General features: G+C 32.4%; 19 protein-coding genes, 1 tRNA gene and 1 pseudogene. 4 read left to right on the forward strand and 17 right to left on the reverse strand.

What is annotated here, in order from left to right; all coding sequences use genetic code 11:
- A pseudogene (locus ACIQ66_RS10615) lies at positions 1-274 on the forward strand (PorT family protein); the annotation flags it as partial.
- On the opposite strand, the gene ACIQ66_RS10620 reads toward ACIQ66_RS10615, so the two are convergent.
- From ACIQ66_RS10620 to ruvC, 6 genes are all read right to left on the reverse strand, one after another.
- Complete coding sequence (locus tag ACIQ66_RS10620) at positions 269-874, reverse strand: hypothetical protein (RefSeq protein WP_396212774.1); 606 nt, start codon at positions 872-874, stop codon at positions 269-271. The pseudogene ACIQ66_RS10615 and the gene ACIQ66_RS10620 sit on opposite strands and share 6 nt — an antisense overlap.
- A 10-nt stretch (positions 875-884) precedes the next feature.
- Positions 885-1,892, reverse strand: a complete 1,008-nt coding sequence (locus ACIQ66_RS10625) for an NAD-dependent epimerase/dehydratase family protein (protein ID WP_396212775.1) — start codon at positions 1,890-1,892, stop codon at positions 885-887.
- A 191-nt stretch (positions 1,893-2,083) separates the two neighbouring features.
- A complete protein-coding gene (gene mgtE, locus ACIQ66_RS10630) occupies positions 2,084-3,436 on the reverse strand; it encodes a magnesium transporter (protein ID WP_396212776.1) in 1,353 nt (450 codons plus the stop codon).
- Positions 3,426-4,205, reverse strand: coding sequence for a 16S rRNA (adenine(1518)-N(6)/adenine(1519)-N(6))-dimethyltransferase RsmA (gene rsmA / locus ACIQ66_RS10635; RefSeq protein ID WP_396212790.1), 780 nt, complete (start codon positions 4,203-4,205; stop codon positions 3,426-3,428). The genes mgtE and rsmA overlap by 11 nt, the downstream gene beginning before the upstream one ends.
- A 47-nt stretch (positions 4,206-4,252) precedes the next feature.
- Positions 4,253-5,383 (reverse strand): radical SAM family heme chaperone HemW, encoded by a 1,131-nt coding sequence (gene hemW / locus ACIQ66_RS10640; RefSeq protein ID WP_396212791.1) that lies wholly within the window; start codon positions 5,381-5,383, stop codon positions 4,253-4,255.
- A gap of 62 nt (positions 5,384-5,445) precedes the next feature.
- On the reverse strand, positions 5,446-6,000 hold the full coding sequence (ruvC, locus tag ACIQ66_RS10645; RefSeq protein ID WP_298175282.1) for a crossover junction endodeoxyribonuclease RuvC: 555 nt from the start codon (positions 5,998-6,000) through the stop codon (positions 5,446-5,448).
- A 55-nt stretch (positions 6,001-6,055) separates the two neighbouring features.
- Here ruvC and ACIQ66_RS10650 point away from each other — a divergent pair, with 55 nt between their 5' ends.
- Both ACIQ66_RS10650 and ACIQ66_RS10655 read left to right on the forward strand, forming a co-directional pair.
- On the forward strand, positions 6,056-6,979 hold the full coding sequence (locus tag ACIQ66_RS10650) for a hypothetical protein (RefSeq protein WP_396212777.1): 924 nt from the start codon (positions 6,056-6,058) through the stop codon (positions 6,977-6,979).
- A complete protein-coding gene (locus ACIQ66_RS10655) occupies positions 6,970-8,103 on the forward strand; it encodes a glycosyltransferase (protein ID WP_396212778.1) in 1,134 nt (377 codons plus the stop codon). The genes ACIQ66_RS10650 and ACIQ66_RS10655 overlap by 10 nt, the downstream gene beginning before the upstream one ends.
- Before the next feature lie 151 nt (positions 8,104-8,254).
- Here the strand turns inward: ACIQ66_RS10655 and ACIQ66_RS10660 are convergent, their stop codons facing one another.
- Together ACIQ66_RS10660 and ACIQ66_RS10665 are read right to left on the reverse strand one after the other, a co-directional pair.
- On the reverse strand, positions 8,255-8,716 hold the full coding sequence (locus tag ACIQ66_RS10660) for a hypothetical protein (protein ID WP_396212779.1): 462 nt from the start codon (positions 8,714-8,716) through the stop codon (positions 8,255-8,257).
- A 17-nt stretch (positions 8,717-8,733) separates the two neighbouring features.
- Complete coding sequence (locus ACIQ66_RS10665) at positions 8,734-9,120, reverse strand: hypothetical protein (RefSeq protein ID WP_396212780.1); 387 nt, start codon at positions 9,118-9,120, stop codon at positions 8,734-8,736.
- Positions 9,121-9,168: 48 nt separating this feature from the next.
- Between ACIQ66_RS10665 and ACIQ66_RS10670 the strand changes: the two genes are divergently transcribed.
- Positions 9,169-9,663, forward strand: a complete 495-nt coding sequence (locus ACIQ66_RS10670) for a DUF456 domain-containing protein (RefSeq protein WP_396212781.1) — start codon at positions 9,169-9,171, stop codon at positions 9,661-9,663.
- Positions 9,664-9,882: 219 nt separating this feature from the next.
- On the opposite strand, the gene ACIQ66_RS10675 is transcribed toward ACIQ66_RS10670, so the two are convergent.
- From ACIQ66_RS10675 to ACIQ66_RS10715, 9 genes are all read right to left on the reverse strand, one after another.
- A tRNA-Asp gene (locus tag ACIQ66_RS10675) sits at positions 9,883-9,956 on the reverse strand.
- Positions 9,957-10,042: 86 nt separating this feature from the next.
- Positions 10,043-10,969: a DUF58 domain-containing protein gene (locus tag ACIQ66_RS10680; RefSeq protein ID WP_396212782.1), complete on the reverse strand. Its 927-nt coding sequence runs from the start codon at positions 10,967-10,969 to the stop codon at positions 10,043-10,045.
- 275 nt (positions 10,970-11,244) lie between these two features.
- Positions 11,245-11,562 carry a thioredoxin gene (trxA, locus tag ACIQ66_RS10685; protein WP_396212783.1) on the reverse strand — a complete coding sequence of 106 codons (318 nt, stop codon included), beginning with the start codon at positions 11,560-11,562 and terminating at the stop codon, positions 11,245-11,247.
- Between the two features lie 205 nt (positions 11,563-11,767).
- Positions 11,768-12,481 carry a hypothetical protein gene (locus ACIQ66_RS10690; RefSeq protein ID WP_396212784.1) on the reverse strand — a complete coding sequence of 238 codons (714 nt, stop codon included), beginning with the start codon at positions 12,479-12,481 and terminating at the stop codon, positions 11,768-11,770.
- 24 nt (positions 12,482-12,505) lie between these two features.
- Positions 12,506-13,507 (reverse strand): acyl transferase, encoded by a 1,002-nt coding sequence (locus ACIQ66_RS10695; RefSeq protein ID WP_396212785.1) that lies wholly within the window; start codon positions 13,505-13,507, stop codon positions 12,506-12,508.
- A gap of 33 nt (positions 13,508-13,540) precedes the next feature.
- Entirely contained in the window at positions 13,541-13,879 is a 339-nt protein-coding gene (locus ACIQ66_RS10700) for a hypothetical protein (RefSeq protein WP_396212786.1), read from the reverse strand.
- Positions 13,869-14,093, reverse strand: coding sequence for a hypothetical protein (locus ACIQ66_RS10705; RefSeq protein ID WP_396212787.1), 225 nt, complete (start codon positions 14,091-14,093; stop codon positions 13,869-13,871). The genes ACIQ66_RS10700 and ACIQ66_RS10705 overlap by 11 nt, the downstream gene beginning before the upstream one ends.
- 2 nt (positions 14,094-14,095) lie before the next feature.
- Entirely contained in the window at positions 14,096-14,236 is a 141-nt protein-coding gene (locus tag ACIQ66_RS10710; protein ID WP_396212788.1) for a hypothetical protein, read from the reverse strand.
- A 192-nt stretch (positions 14,237-14,428) separates the two neighbouring features.
- Positions 14,429-15,340 carry a T9SS type A sorting domain-containing protein gene (locus ACIQ66_RS10715; RefSeq protein ID WP_396212789.1) on the reverse strand — a complete coding sequence of 304 codons (912 nt, stop codon included), beginning with the start codon at positions 15,338-15,340 and terminating at the stop codon, positions 14,429-14,431.
- Between the last annotated feature and the right edge of the window lie 134 nt (positions 15,341-15,474).

The raw sequence follows: 15,474 nt of genomic DNA on the forward strand, positions 1-15,474 counted from the left end.
TCACCGGTTTTTTAGAATTTATAGTGGTGTGAAAATGAGTTATGTTGCTTTTAGCAAATCAAGACTTATTGTAGGTGGAGAAACTTTTAAAATTAGAAACAGCCCTGATATTACTAATTTTAGAACTTCTGTTTATTTAGCTATTGGATACAACACATGGAATTTTTATGGTTCGTATGGCTTAACTCCAATTTTTAAATCAAATGCTAAAGTAGATTCGCAAGAAATTGGGTTGAATAATTTAAATTTAGGTTTGATGTTTTACATTTTATAACCAAAATTTCCAAACAATTAGCTGCGAAAAAAATCCGACACAAAATCCAACAATGACTTCTTTTAAAGTGTGTGCTTTCATTTCTAAACGCGAAGTGGAAATAATTCCGTTGAGTAAAATCATTAGAGAAATCAAAACTAAATAATTGGATTGATTGCTAATGCTTAAACCTATCACAAAAGCAGTTAATGAACTTATTCCTACCAAATGCAAACTCGATTTCATTTTTACAAATAGTAATACAAATGAAATAACGGTGCTAATTAATCCGCCAACAAAAAAATAATGCAACTCTTCTAAAACATCTACTTTAATACTGTCTTTGGCTAAAATAAACAGCAAAACAGCCTGAATTACCAATGGAAGTTTACGCTCATTAATTTGTGATGCCATTACCGAATTGATTTTTCCCATTGATTTTAGCAAATAATAAAAAGCAATTGGTATAAAAATAGTGATGATGATAATTTGAATTAATACTAACCAAATTTGTCTGATTTCTAAACTTGTATCTTGCAAAATAAAATACAAAATTGCACCATATAAAGGTGTAAAAACTGGATGAAACAAATAAGAAAATAAAGGTGATACTTTTTTCAAAATTGGTTATTTATTTAAAATACTTGGCAGTTATGCGAATTGTTTCGTCAATTTTTTGGAAATCGTACTTTAGCAATTCTTTTATTTTTTTACTTGAAAATTCATCTTGACAGTGCAAATAATCGGAAACTTGAAATGAAAAATCTCTTTTCTTTCCTGTAATCAAACAATGTAGCCAGTCTATTGGAATCATTACTTTAATCATCCAAGGTTTGGCGTTAATTGTTGCTTTTTTTACTTGCAAAGTTTCTGCTATAGTAGTGACGATATCTTGGTAGGTTTTATTTTCTGAAACCAAACAAAATCTTTCGCCAAAGCATTTTTGTTGCATAAGTTGATACATAATGGCAACCAAATCGGTTACGGCAACATAGCCAGTTTTGCCTTTAGTATAAAATGGTAATCCGTTGTTTACTGTCCAAAAAAGTTTTTGACTACTGTTTTTCCAATTTTCTTTTATAGATGCTGGTCCGATGATAACTCCTGGATTTACGATTACTACTTGCAACCCTTCTTGTTGTCCGCGCCATATTTCCATTTCAGCGCCATATTTTGAAATGGCATAATCGCTGTGAAATAATTCTGGATTCCATTCTGAGTTTTCGTCGATAAAGGCTTCGTGTTCTTTTTTGTCGCCTAAAGCTGCTATTGAACTAACGTAACAAAGTTCTTTTACCTTTTTGTCGATACAAAAATTGACAATATTGGCAGTTCCTTCAATGTTGATTTTGCGTAACTTTTCTTCATCGTTTGGGTCAAAAGAAACCAATGCGGCACAATGGTAAACGGTTTGAATATTTTGAAAAGCAATTTCAAGCTGCGAAATATCCAAAATGTCGGCTTCAACCCATTGAATTTTCTCGAAAAGATTGGATTTGTAATACTGAGCAAATAAAGCTTTGGTAGATTGAATGCTTTTTTCAGAACGATAAGTAGCGCGAATGGTTTCGCCTTTTTCTAAAAGATGAAGTGCTAAATGTGACCCAACTAATCCTGTAATTCCAGTTATTAATATCATAAGCTGCTTTTTATTAAAGACATAACCCAACTAACCCTGATTACTTCACAAATTTAATATTTTTTATAGGAGTTCAGTGAATGCTTCGCTTTTGCAATGGAAATCCTTTTTATTTTTCTTTAAAAATAAAAAGATTGGAATGGATAGCGGGAAAGACGATTGCTAAAATGCCCAAGTCTTTCGTTCCTATATCAAAATCCTAAAATCAATTTTGCTATTGAGAAATAGATTAAAATTCCACAAATATCGTTGCTTGTTGTGATAAATGGTCCGGTTGCTAATGCTGGATCAATGCCAAACTTGTTTAATATCAATGGAATAAAAGTTCCAATTAAGGATGCAATTATAATTACCGAAATTAGTGCGATTGTTACAATAAAACCAATTTTAGGTTCAACGCCTAGTAAAAAATGACTTCCTACAAAAAGTATTGAAGCAAGTATAGTACCATTAAGTAAACTTAAAGAAATTTCTTTTAGTAAACGATTGAAAATAGAACCGCTAATACTCTGATTTGCCAAACCTTGCACAATAATTGCAGATGATTGAACACCAACATTACCAGCCATTGCGGCAATAAGCGGCGTGAAGAAAAACAATTCTCCGTGTTCTTTCATGGCACCTTCAAAAAGTCCGAGCATTTTTACGCTTACAAAACCGCCTAAAAGCGCTAAAACCAGCCAAGGCAATCGCGCTTTGGTAAGTTCGAGAATGCTATCATCGGCTTCTACGTCTTGCGATATACCCGCTGCTAATTGGTAATCTTTGTCGGCTTCTTCCTTGATTACATCTACCACGTCATCAATGGTTACACGACCTACTAATCGTCCCATTTCATCTACTACTGGAATTGCCTCAAGGTCATATTTTTGCATGATTCGAGCCACTTCAACATTTGGCGTATGCACTTTTACATAATCTACCTTTTTGATATAGACATCACTAATCATTGTTTTGGTAGAAGTAGTCAACAAATCTTTGAGCGACAAACGCCCTTTTAATCTATTTTCATCGTCAACAACGTATATTGAATGTACTCGTGTTACATTTTCGGCTTGAATACGCATTTCTTTCACGCAAGTCAAAACATTCCAATTCTCATTGACTTTTACAAGCTCTTTTCCCATTAACCCTCCTGCTTCATCTTCGTCGTAACGCAACAAATCGACAATATCTTTGGCGTGTTCAACGTCTTCGAGCTCCGAGATAACTTGCTCTTTTTTACTTTGAGATAACTCGGCGATAATATCGGCAGCGTCATCGGTATCAAGCTCATCAAGCTCTTCAGCAATTTCTTTGGCAGACAATCCGCTAAGGATTTTTTCACGTAAATCGTCTTCTAGTTCCGGAAGAATTTCGGCTGTAACTTCACTATCTAATATTTTGAAAATATAAATAGCTTGTTCTGTATCAAGTTCTTCAAAAATCTCGGCAATATCAGCATGGTGCATATCGTTCAATAAAACTTCCAGTTGACTGTCGTTTTTTGAATGGATAAGCTCCTCGATTTGAACTAAAAGTTCTTTGCTGACTTTAAATTGCATTGGCTTCTATTTTTTGGGTAAGCTCTATAAATTGTTCCACCGATAATTGTTCCGGACGCAGATCAAAGATAGTATCTTCTCGCAAATTATCCGACAAATTTAGTGTTTTTAAACTATTTCGCATTGTTTTTCTGCGTTGTTGAAAAGCTGTTTTTACAACTGTAAAAAGTAATTTTTCTGAGCAAGGCAATTCGTAATTCTCTTTTCTGCGCAATCGCAAAACACCCGATTTTACTTTAGGTGGCGGATTGAAAACATTTTCATCAACGGTAAATAAATACTCGGCATCGTAAAAAGCTTGTGCTAAAACAGATAAAATTCCGTAAACTTTGCTCCCTTTTTTAGAACAAATTCGTTCGGCAACTTCTTTTTGAAACATACCAGAAAACTCTGGAATTTGACTGCGGTATTCCAATGTTCGAAAAACTATTTGTGTTGAAATATTATAGGGGAAATTACCAATGATAGCAAATTGTTTTCCTTCAAAAATTTCGTTTATATTGTATTTTAAAAAATCTTTTGCGATAATTTTATCCTTCAATTTTGGATAATTTTCGTTCAAATAATCAACCGATTCTGTGTCGATTTCTACTACATAAGTGGTAATTGGTTTTTCGAGCAAATATTTAGTCAAAACACCCATTCCTGGACCAATTTCAAGCACATTTTCATAGCCAGCAAGGTTTAACGTGTCCGCTATATTTTTGGCGACCGATTCGTCTTTTAGAAAATGTTGTCCGAGATGTTTTTTGGCTTTTACTGTCATTATGTAGTGTGAAGTAATGCAACTTCTTTATTGGTAGTAATTGGAAACGGCTACAAATTTAGGAAAAATAATTCTGATGCGATTCCATCGGTCAGAAACTTTCCTTTTTTTGTGGTTTTGAGTGTGTTATTTTCAACAAAGAGTAAGTTGTCGTTAATAAATTTAGAAGCTTGTTTGTTTAGATAATCCAAATAGGTTTTTCCAAATTCAGCTTCAATTCTTTCTAACGAAACGCCCCAAATAGTTCGCAAGCCCGTCATAATATACTCGTTGTATTGATCAGTTTTGGAAAGAATTTCGGTTTCTGAAGGTAACTTATTTTCGGCAATTGCATTTAGATACATAGCATTATTGTAAATATTCCAACTTCTTGAAATTCCGTTATAACTATGTGCTGATGGACCAATTCCGATGTATTTTTTACCCAACCAATAAGCCGAATTGTTTTTGGAAAAATAATCAGGTTTTCCAAAATTGGATAATTCATAATGAATAAAACCGTTTTCTTCGAGCTTTTGCACCAAAAGATAAAAATGTTCCAAAGCCAAATTTTCGTCAAGATTCGGGATAATTCCTTTTTGTATAAACGAATGCAAAGCGGTTTTAGGTTCAACTGTCAAAGCATAACTCGAAATATGTGGAATATTGAAAGATAAGGCCGTTTCGATATTTTGAAGCCATTTTTCGTTGGTCATATTGGGCATTCCGTAAATTAAATCGATGGTGATATTGTCGAAATAACGAGTTGCAATTTCCAAACATTTTTGGGCTTCCGCCGAATTATGAGCACGGTTCATCAACTCCAAATCATCTTCAAAAAACGATTGAATTCCTAAGGAAAGTCGATTGATTCCGATTTTTTTAAGTTCAATTAAATAATCTTCCGACAAATCGTCTGGATTAGCTTCTATCGTAATTTCTGGATATTCAGTTACTTCATAATTTTTATAAACTTCATCAATCAACAATCGTAAATCTTCAATCGTAAATCTACTCGGCGTTCCTCCTCCAAAATAAATGGTTTCAATAACTTCGTCTTGAAACTCACTTTTTCGCAGTTCAATTTCTTTGACCAATGCCAAAACCATCTCCTCTTTTTTCTTCATAGAAGTAGAAAAATGAAAATCGCAATAGTGACATGCCTGCTTGCAAAATGGTATATGGATGTAGATTCCTGACATTTTTTTAGTATTCATTCGCAGTCGCAGTTTTCAGCACTTTGACTGAAAACTTTGACTGAAAACTATTTTTTAACTCGTTCTTCATTTTGTTTCACAAAAGCATCCCAACCTGAATAACTTTTACTTCCAACCACTTTTCCTGAATTAAAAAAATGACAAACGGCCGCTGCTAATCCATCGGTTGAATCTAGATTCTTAGGCAATTCTTTCAATCCTAAAAGTTGTTGGAGCATTTTGGCAACTTGCTCTTTACTGGCGTTTCCGTTTCCGGTTATAGCCATTTTTATTTTCTTGGGTTCGTATTCGGTGATTGGAATTTGGCGCGATAATCCAGCCGCCATCGCTACTCCTTGAGCTCTACCTAATTTTAGCATCGATTGTACATTTTTACCAAAAAAAGGTGCTTCAATCGCAATTTCGTCTGGATGATGGGTTTCTATAAGTTCAATAGTGCGTTCAAAAATGACTTTTAGCTTGGTGTAATGATCGTCGTATTTGCTCAAAATAAGTTCGTTCAATTGAAGAAATTCCATTTTCTTATTGATTACTTTTATTAATCCGAAACCCATTATGGTTGTTCCTGGGTCGATTCCTAATATGATTCGTTCGTTTGCCAATTTTTAGTTTAGAGTTTAGGAGTTTAAAAGTTTAAAAGTTTGTTTCTTTGCACCAATGATTACAATTTCTCACAAAGCTAAACAATTCTTGGTTTTTTCAGTCAAACTTTTGATTGTTGTTGGGGCATTTTATTTTATTTATAACCAACTTGCTACAAATGACAAATTAGATTGGGATAAATTTGAACAATTAGTCCAAAAAAAAGCTTCGGTTTTGGGAATCCTATTTTTACTCTCTTTTAGCGTTGTCAATCGTTATTTGGAGATTTTGAAATGGCAAAACTTAGTTTCATTTATCAAACCAATTTCAGTTGGAGAAAGTACCAAACAAGTTTTGGGCGCATTAACATCTGGAATTTTTACACCAAATGGTTTAGGCGAATATGCCGGAAAAGCATTGTATTTTGACAAAACTAAAACCAAACAAATTGTTTTTTTAAACCTTATTTGCAACGGAATTCAAATGATTTTGACGATTGTTTTCGGTACAATTGGATTACTGATAATTGGTTATTGGAAATGGAGTTTAGGAATTCTCGGATTGTCTATTTTCCTTTTTCTATTTTCTTATTTCTCAAAAAAAATTAAAATAAAAGGTTATTCTATTGAAAAATTAGTAGAAAAAATCAATGAAATTCCTAGGACAATTCATAAAAAGAATATTCATTTAGCAATTTGTCGTTATTTGATTTTTTCGCATCAATACTATTTTTTATTTCTAGCTTTTGATGTAAATTTACCCTATGTAACTATGATTGCGACAATTGCAGTGGTTTATTTTCTAGCTTCATCATTGCCAAGTTTTCAGTTTTTAGATTTTGCTGTAAAAGGTAGTGTGGCTGTTTTTTTCTTCGGAAAATTGGGCGTTAACGAATGGGTTGTGGTTTTTATAAGTACGCTAATGTGGTTTTTGAACGTTGTTTTACCAGTAGTGATTGGAAGTTATTTTGTTTTAAAATTTAAACCCAAATGGAATTAATTACGATTATTTTTTGTTTGATAGTACTAAACTATGTGATTTTCATTGGTCTTTTGATATATGGATTTGCCAAAGTAAAATCGTTTGAAAAAATCGATTTGCAACCCAAAACAACTTTTTCAATAATTGTTCCTTTTAGAAATGAAGAAAAGAATTTTAGAACACTTTTAGATTCCATTTCACAATTGAATTATCCTTTAGATTTGTTTGAAATTATTGTGATTGATGATTTTTCGAATGATAATTCGGAGAAAATTTTTAACAACTGGCGAATGGAAAATGGTTTGATTCAAACAACGCTTTTAGAAAATCTTCGCTTGTCCAATTCTCCAAAAAAAGATGCTATTTCGAGAGCGGTTCCTGTTGTGAAAAATGAGTGGATTATCACTACTGATGCGGACTGTGAAGTTCCAAGAAACTGGCTTTTAGCATTTGATAATTACATTCAATCGCATGAAGTTGAAATGTTGGTTGGTGCTGTAAATGTAAAAGCTAAGTGGAATCCGTTTCATTATTTTCAGCAGCTGGATTTGATGAGTTTGCAAGGAACGACCATTGGAAGTTTTGGTTTGAAAGAAGCATTTATGTGCAATGGAGCTAATTTTGCTTATACTAAAAACTTGTTTAATTCGCTTGGTGGTTTTAATGGAAATGCAAAAATAGCCAGTGGAGACGATGTCTTTTTACTTCAAAAAGCAGTCAAACACAATCCCGAAAAAATTCATTATTTAAAAAATACAGAAAGCATTGTATTGACAAAACCAGAAAATAACATTATCAAGCTTTTTATGCAACGTGTTCGTTGGGCAAGTAAAACAGCAAGTTATAACAGTGATTTTGCCAAAGGATTGGCCGTTGTGGTTTTGTTGATGAACATAACTTTGTTTGTTGGTTTTGGAAGTTGTATAATGAATGTTGCAAGTTGGGAGTTAATTGCCATAGCTTTCGGTTGGAAGTTGGTTGTTGACTATGTTTTACTATTCAAAACCAATAGTTTCTTGCGAAAAGGAAGGCTTTTATTTCCGATTGTTAGTGGTTTTATTTATCCTTTTTTTAGTAGTCTTGTTGGACTTTATTCTCTTGTTGGAACCTTTACTTGGAAAGAGAGAAGTTATAAAAAATAAACAAACCTTTCAGAATGTTTAGCCCAGATAGCAGTGGAAATCCTTTTCTTTTTTTCTTTAAAAAAGAAAACACCTATCTGCCGGTAGGTTGGAACGTATAACTGGACACGAGCTCCAAAAGAGCGAACTGACGAAGTAAATAACTCCTAAATTATTCTACTTTTAAAATTACTGGTAAAGTGAATTGTGTTTTGACTGGAATTCCGCGTTTTATGGCTGGTTTTATGATTGGAAAATCGACTAATTTTGCTTTCAGAATACTGTCAATTTTTTCATTATCATCTTTTTGTTTGGTTTCAAATTGCAAGGTTGCGTTAGGCAAAACACTCACTAGAACGGTAATGGTATCTAGCTTTGTATACTGAATTTTTGGTTTGTCGGTATCCAATTTTTGCTGAATTAACGCCGAAAGTGTGTTGATAAAACATTCCTGATTTAGGGTTTTATCGAAAACGGAATCACATGTTATGATGGTCGGAAATTCATCCACCTTTTTCCAGTCGATGGTTTGTATTTCCTTTTTTAGCAACTCTTCTTCAGACGGGATTTGCTTATCAATAAATTGACAAGAAACACATAAAAATAGGATAAAAACGGTTGAATATTTTTTCAATTTAATACTAAATTGGGTTATTTTTTTTCTTCTTTAAATTTAAGATAGTCTTCGTAGGTTTTAGAAAGCCACTCTTTTTTGTTAGCCTCGGCTTCAGCTTTTCTGGCTGGATAAAGTTTTGCTAAACGATCAGAAAACGTTGCTATTTTAACTGTAAAAGTATAAAACTCTTCTCGAGTGAATGTATAGTTTTTATCATTTTGCTTGGCTAAAAAATCAAGAAACATCGAATCAAAATTTTTCATCGAATAGTTTAAAATCGCTGCTTTGTATTGATTGTATATTTTTTCTTTAAGAACCGCATCAGAAGAGCTAGTGGTTTCTTGTGCTTGCATATTTGTAGTAAAAACAAATAGTAGCGCAGCAAAAATTATTTTTTTACCGAATATGTTATAAATTGCCATAAGTTTTGTTTTTTTACTCTATAATTATATATCAAAAATACAAATTTTATGGATACAATTTTATTAATTCTTGGTTTTGTTTGTGTTTTAGTTGGAATTTTTGGAAGTTTTCTGCCTGTTTTGCCTGGACCAATAGTAAGTTGGATTGGGTTGCTTCTACTCTATTTTACCGAAAAAGTAGGCATGAATTATTGGATTTTAGGCATTTCGCTGTTGATTGTTGTAATTATTTCTATTCTTGATTATACGATTCCAGCAAAAGGCACTCGAAAATTTGGTGGTAGTTCCTACGGCATTTGGGGAACGAATATTGGTATGTTGGTTGGATTTTTTGTTCCAATTCCTTTTGGATTTGTGGCTGGTGCTTTTGTGGGCGCTTTTGTGGGTGAACTAATTTATAATTCGCAAGATAAAAACCGTGCCTTGAAAGCTGCAACTGGATCTTTTTTAGGCTTTCTGGCTTCAAGCTTTATGAAGTTGGTTGTTTGTTTAGGATTTGTGGCTTTGTATGTAGTGATTGCTTTTAGGAATTTTGTTAAGTAAAGCCTATAAAAGCTTTTCATCTCGTTGTTAACAACGAGACTACTAAACCGTATAAAATTTCCCAAAAGCAAAAAAGCTCATCACCTTGCGGTGAAAAGCTTTTCATTGGTCTAACTACTAAACCGTGTTCGCCGAGGCGAACGAAAACAACACAACTTTCTTAAATGCTTTTTTTGGGCAAAAAAGCACTTTGTTTCCAAAGTGCTTTCCCAATTTTAGCGGTCTGGACGGGACTCGAACCCGCGACCCCATGCGTGACAGGCATGTATTCTAACCAACTGAACTACCAAACCTCTGCTTTATTGCGGTTGCAAATATACTACAGATTTTAATATCTGCAACTATTTAATTCAAAAAAATATAGTTATTTTTTAAAAAATCACCCAAAAGACTGCTTTTCAACTAAATATGTGGTGAGTATTTTCTCGAAATTATCGCCAACACTAACCGGAACGTACTTAATTTTGTTTTGAGCACAAGTTAAAGCTAGTTTTTTGAAGGAAGCATCAACGTTTTTTTCATATATTTCTTTAACATTATCGGCGTAAATGTTTACTTCTTCTCCTGTTTCGAGGTCGATGAACTTTCTTGGAGCGTTATCAAAATCGAAATTCAGCTCTGTTTTGCTATCAACTACGTGAAACAGGACTACTTTATGTTTATTGTGTTTTAGATGCTGTAATGCATTAAAAAGTGCTTCTTCGCTCTCGTGCTGAAACATATCTGTAAACAAGATTATCAATGAACGACGGTGCATTTTTTCTGCTATTTGGTGCAAATATTTTATCGTATCTGTCGCTTTAGCTTGTTTTGGATTTTCCAAAAGATCTTCGAGTTTACTCAAAATCATTCGATGATGTCTGTCTGAACCTTTTTCGGGTGCGTAATATTCGTATTGATCTGAAAAAACGCTTAATCCTACTGCATCACGTTGTTTTTTGAGCAGATTCATAAGTACCGCAGAAGCCAGAACAGAAAAACCGATTTTGCTTTCGTAAAAAAACTGGTCAGATGCTAACTTTGGGTAATGCATTGAAGATGAATTGTCGATAATTAAATGACAACGAAGATTGGTTTCTTCTTCGTATCGCTTGGTGTATAATCTGTCTGTTTTGGCAAAAAGTTTCCAGTCGATATGTTTGGTACTTTCGCCTGCATTGTAAATTTTGTGCTCAGCAAACTCGGCAGAAAAACCGTGAAATGGCGACTTGTGCATACCCGAAATAAATCCTTCGACCACTTGATTGGCTAAAAGTTCGAGATGCTTGAATCCTGATATGAGTTCTTTTTGTTCTTCTATCTTCATGTCTCAAATGTAAATAAAAGTTTAAGAGTTTAAAAGTTTAGGGGGTTAAAAGTTTGCGAAAAAGTTGTTTTTGAAAACTGTATTTTACAAAAATGGATTGCTAATTAGCCCTGACAGGAGAAAGTAGCTCCCGACTTGTTTTTTTAACAAGTTGGGACTACTTCGGATGGCAGGAATAGGGATTACTGAAAATGCCCAAATCTTTCGCTCATAAAAAAAAGCCTAACTCTCGTTAGACCTTATTTTTCTTGTAACCTAGAAAATAAAACAATTAATTACAATAATGCGTCGATTGCATCTGTATATGTTTTTTTAGGAGCAACGCCTACTTGACGACCTACTACTTCTCCGTTTTGGAAAATTAATACGGTTGGAATGTTACGAACACCATATTTTGCTGCAAATTCTTGATTGGCATCTACATCTACTTTTCCTACTACTGCTTTTCCTTCGTATTCTGAAGAAACCTCATCGATAACTGGCCCAACCATTCTACATGGTCCACACCAAGCTGCCCAAAAATCTACTACTACTGGTTTGTCCGATTTTAAAACTACTTCGTCAAAAGTAGCGTCTGTTATTACTAATGCCATACTATTTTAGTTTAAAAGTTTATGTGTTGAGCTTCTGAACAATTTTTATTCATTTTGAAGTACAAAGATAAAGAAACATTTTAGTAATGAAATGTAACTTGCATTACTTTTAGTTATTTTTTTATTGAAAGAATTGATTAATTGAGTTTGAAATTAATTTTAGCTATTTTTTTTTCAATAATCACTACTTATATCATAATTAACATTATTCTCCAAAATTAATTTTCATTTTATTTGACGAAAATCTTCCTTCAATGAAGTTTTCGTCATTTTTTATTTTGGTAAATTCTTCTTCAGTTAGTTTTTCTTTTCTATTCAATTTGTCTAAATATAAAGACAATTCAAATTCATATTTTTCATTTTCGTCTAAATAATATTCGTTTTCATCTATTTTAAAATATCTCTGCTTATCCCAAAATGTTATAATTTGGAAATTTTTAGTTTCATTTGGTTTCAAATAAACAATTGATTGTAACAACTTTTGATTAGTATATATCCAATTATCATCTCGGTTTACCCTGTCACTTTTGTAATTAGCTATTATATTTTTATATTCTTCTTCTAGTTTTGAAGTCAAAATTTCTATTTGCTTTTTCTTATCTTCTTCATTAATAATTTGGTCAATATCGTTTTGTTCTCCAAAAAAGGTTTCATAAAACGGACCATCAACATCCTCAAATACACCATTTAAATAAATTTTATAAACGGGAAATAATGTTAGAGAACTAGCTGAGTTTGCTATTAAAGAATGTGGAAGCAAAAAAAATTTAATTTCCTTATTTTCCTTATTTGAAATTTGATAGTCAATTACAAACTTTCTTTTTTTAGGACTAATTTCAAATGAATTTATGGTGTTAATTTTTATTTCAATTTGAGAATAACCAGAAAAGCTAATGAAAAAGAGTAAAAGATATTTCATATCAAAATAAGTTTAAATAAAAAATCATATAACCATCAAGTTACAACCACGAATATCAGAATTATCAAAGCGTCCCAATACTTCAAACGAACCTGTCTGCCGTGAGGCATGATTGTTGGGATATTTTTTGCCCAAATCTTGCGTAGCAATAAACGAACACGAATTGATATTAGCCAAATCAATCACATTAATACCTCCGGTTTTTCCTGTTGAAACATAGGATAGAGCGTCTTCGGTATCACGAATTAAAATTTGCATCCAATTAGGGCATTCAAAAATTCCGTTTCCAAGTGAGTAAGCTTGCGATAATAATTCGGTCATTCCATATTCGGAATGAATGTTTGAAACGCCAAAACCTTTGCACAAAATTTCGTGTAATTCTTCTCGGATTATTTCTTTTCGTTTGCCTTTCATCCCGCCAGTTTCAATAACAATAGTGTTTTGCAATTGAAAATTTTGCTGTTCTATTAAATCTAACAAAGCATAAGTCACACCAATTAGCAACACATTTTGACCTTCAGAATCTAGTTCGATTAATTTAGAAGTTAACTCGTCGTAATTATGCAAATAAAAACCGCTATTAGTATTGTTAGAAAGTTGAATTAAATCATTCACCATATAAATAAGCGACGAACCTTTTCTTTCTAAATAGGATGGAAGCAAAGCCAAAACCGCATAATCCTCGATGTTTCCATAAAATTGAGAAAAAGCGTTTCGGTAACTTTGTTCGTATAGTGTAACATCGGTAACTAAGTGTTTGCTGGTTATCATTCCAGTTGTACCAGAACTAGTAAATGTTTCTTGAACGGGATTGGTTGAGGAAATAACCTCGTGACTTTTAAAAAACTGTATTGGTAAAAAAGGAATTTGTTGCAACGACTTAACACTGCTTTTTTCAACTTTAAGAAAATTACAAAAATCGCGATACACCAAGTTATTCTCGTATTGAAAACGAAAAACTTTCAAAGCTATTTTTTCAAATTGCTTTTGGTTGGCTATTGTGAAAATGTCTTGTGGAGAAATCAATTAGTTGTTGTTATAATTGAATTAGAAAAAGAGTTAACCAAAAATTGATTTTACAAGTTTTATCAAAATTGAGGTTTTTATGGTTTGTTCTTCGGACTTGTCGTAAATTTTTAATAAATAGACATTGGTTTCGTTTTCGGTTTTCAGTATTAAATAACTTATGATTCTAAAACCGCCACTTTTACCTGAATTTTTATCTTTACTAGCTAATCTTATTTTGTAAAGATTGTGTCCCAAACTTTCGCCCATTTCTGGGTTTTTCATTAATTCTTCTTCAAGAATTTCAAGTTCGTTTTTTAAATTTGGAAACTTCTTACTAAAGCGTTTATAGTTTTTTATAAAACTTGAAAGAGGTATTACATTATTGCTCATCCAAAAAATCTTTTAGCGATTTTGGTTTTATTTTCCCTTCTTCTATTTGTTTAACTTCTTTTAGTGCTTCTTCAAATTCTTGATAAACAGTATTTTTAGTTGAAGAATTTTCAATTATTTTTACTGACTTTGATTCAATAAAAAAGTTAGTCATCGTCATAAAAGCTTTGCCAGCTTTAGAGCGTTCGTTAATTTTTAAAGTGATTGTAGTCATAATTATTTAGATTTATACAAGTTGCTTCTCATTGTTTGTGAATGAATATCAAAATCTTTTGCATCTTCTTTAGAAAAAACATTTCTGTATTTTTCAGATATTTTAGCTTTTTTTTCTAAAATATTTCTTTGAAAATTTCTCAATACTTTAAGTTCTTCTAATTCTTTTAGAAGAGCAAAGGCACTTTCGTTATTTATTTCAACTTGAATTATTTTAATACTATATAAAAATTGGATTAAAAGTAAATCAAAGATAAGTTATTTTTTGCAAAAATACTAAAATAAAAAAGCCCTTTACCAAATGGAAAGGGCTTTAGTTATGTAAAAGAAATTTAATTATCTAATAACTAATTTTCTTGTAGCTGTTTTACCGTTTTCAGTAATTTTTACGATGTAAACACCATTTTTAAGGTTAGCAACGTTTACAGTGCTTCCAGAAATAGTAGTATTTACTACTTGTTTTCCTAATATATCAACAATTACAACATTTTTAGCATCGTTAGCTGTAGTATTAATGTTTAAAACACCATTAGTAACAGGGTTTGGATAGATATCTAAACCAGCGATCGCGTTTTGTTTTACTGAAAGGTTTGGAGAATAAGTACCAAAAGGCACTAAAGTAGAAAAAGTTGCTCCAGCCTGACAAGCTCCTAAACCGTCTAAAGCTGCAACACCACCAAAAGTCCAATTAGCAGCATTGAATGATGAACCATTAGCTAAAGTACCATTATTTCTTTTTGCCCAAGAATCTAAATATTCCCATGGTTTTCCTGTTCCATCTTCAGCTTCTACACCATATTGGTCAATAACCGTTAATGTAGTTGAATTTATGATTCTTACTCTATCATCTCCATTTACATTTATTGGCTGAGGAAGACCAGTTGCAGATGGAGGATTAAGTACAGATGCAGTTGGAATAGAAGGGAATTCTAAAGCAAAACGAGCTACGTTTTCGATTGGAGTTGGGTCAGCAGCTGTTGCACTTGGAGTACCACCCAATATTACATATACAAATCCATTTGTAACTGTACCTAGTGGAGCTAAGCTTAAAGTAGTTCCCCAAGTAGAATTTGCATTTGTTTGATTTTCTACGGAGTATTCCGCAAAATTCACAGTTCCATTTGCATAAATTTCTATTGCTTTTGGATTACCACCATTACAATCTCCGTCCATAATTCCAGTGATGATTGGTGTTTGCGCATAACCTAATCCACTAACAGCCAATAATAAAATGTAAAGTTTTTTCATTTCTTAATTTTTTTAAACGTTTAGGGTACAAAGATACTAAGTATTTTGTAATGAAAAGATAATTGAATGTGAAAAAATTATTAACTAATCAAAGAAATAAGCAAAATACAATTATTTCACTATCAGCTTTCTGT

The sequence above is a fragment of the Flavobacterium sp. genome, assembly GCF_044377315.1.
Taxonomy (GTDB): domain Bacteria; phylum Bacteroidota; class Bacteroidia; order Flavobacteriales; family Flavobacteriaceae; genus Flavobacterium.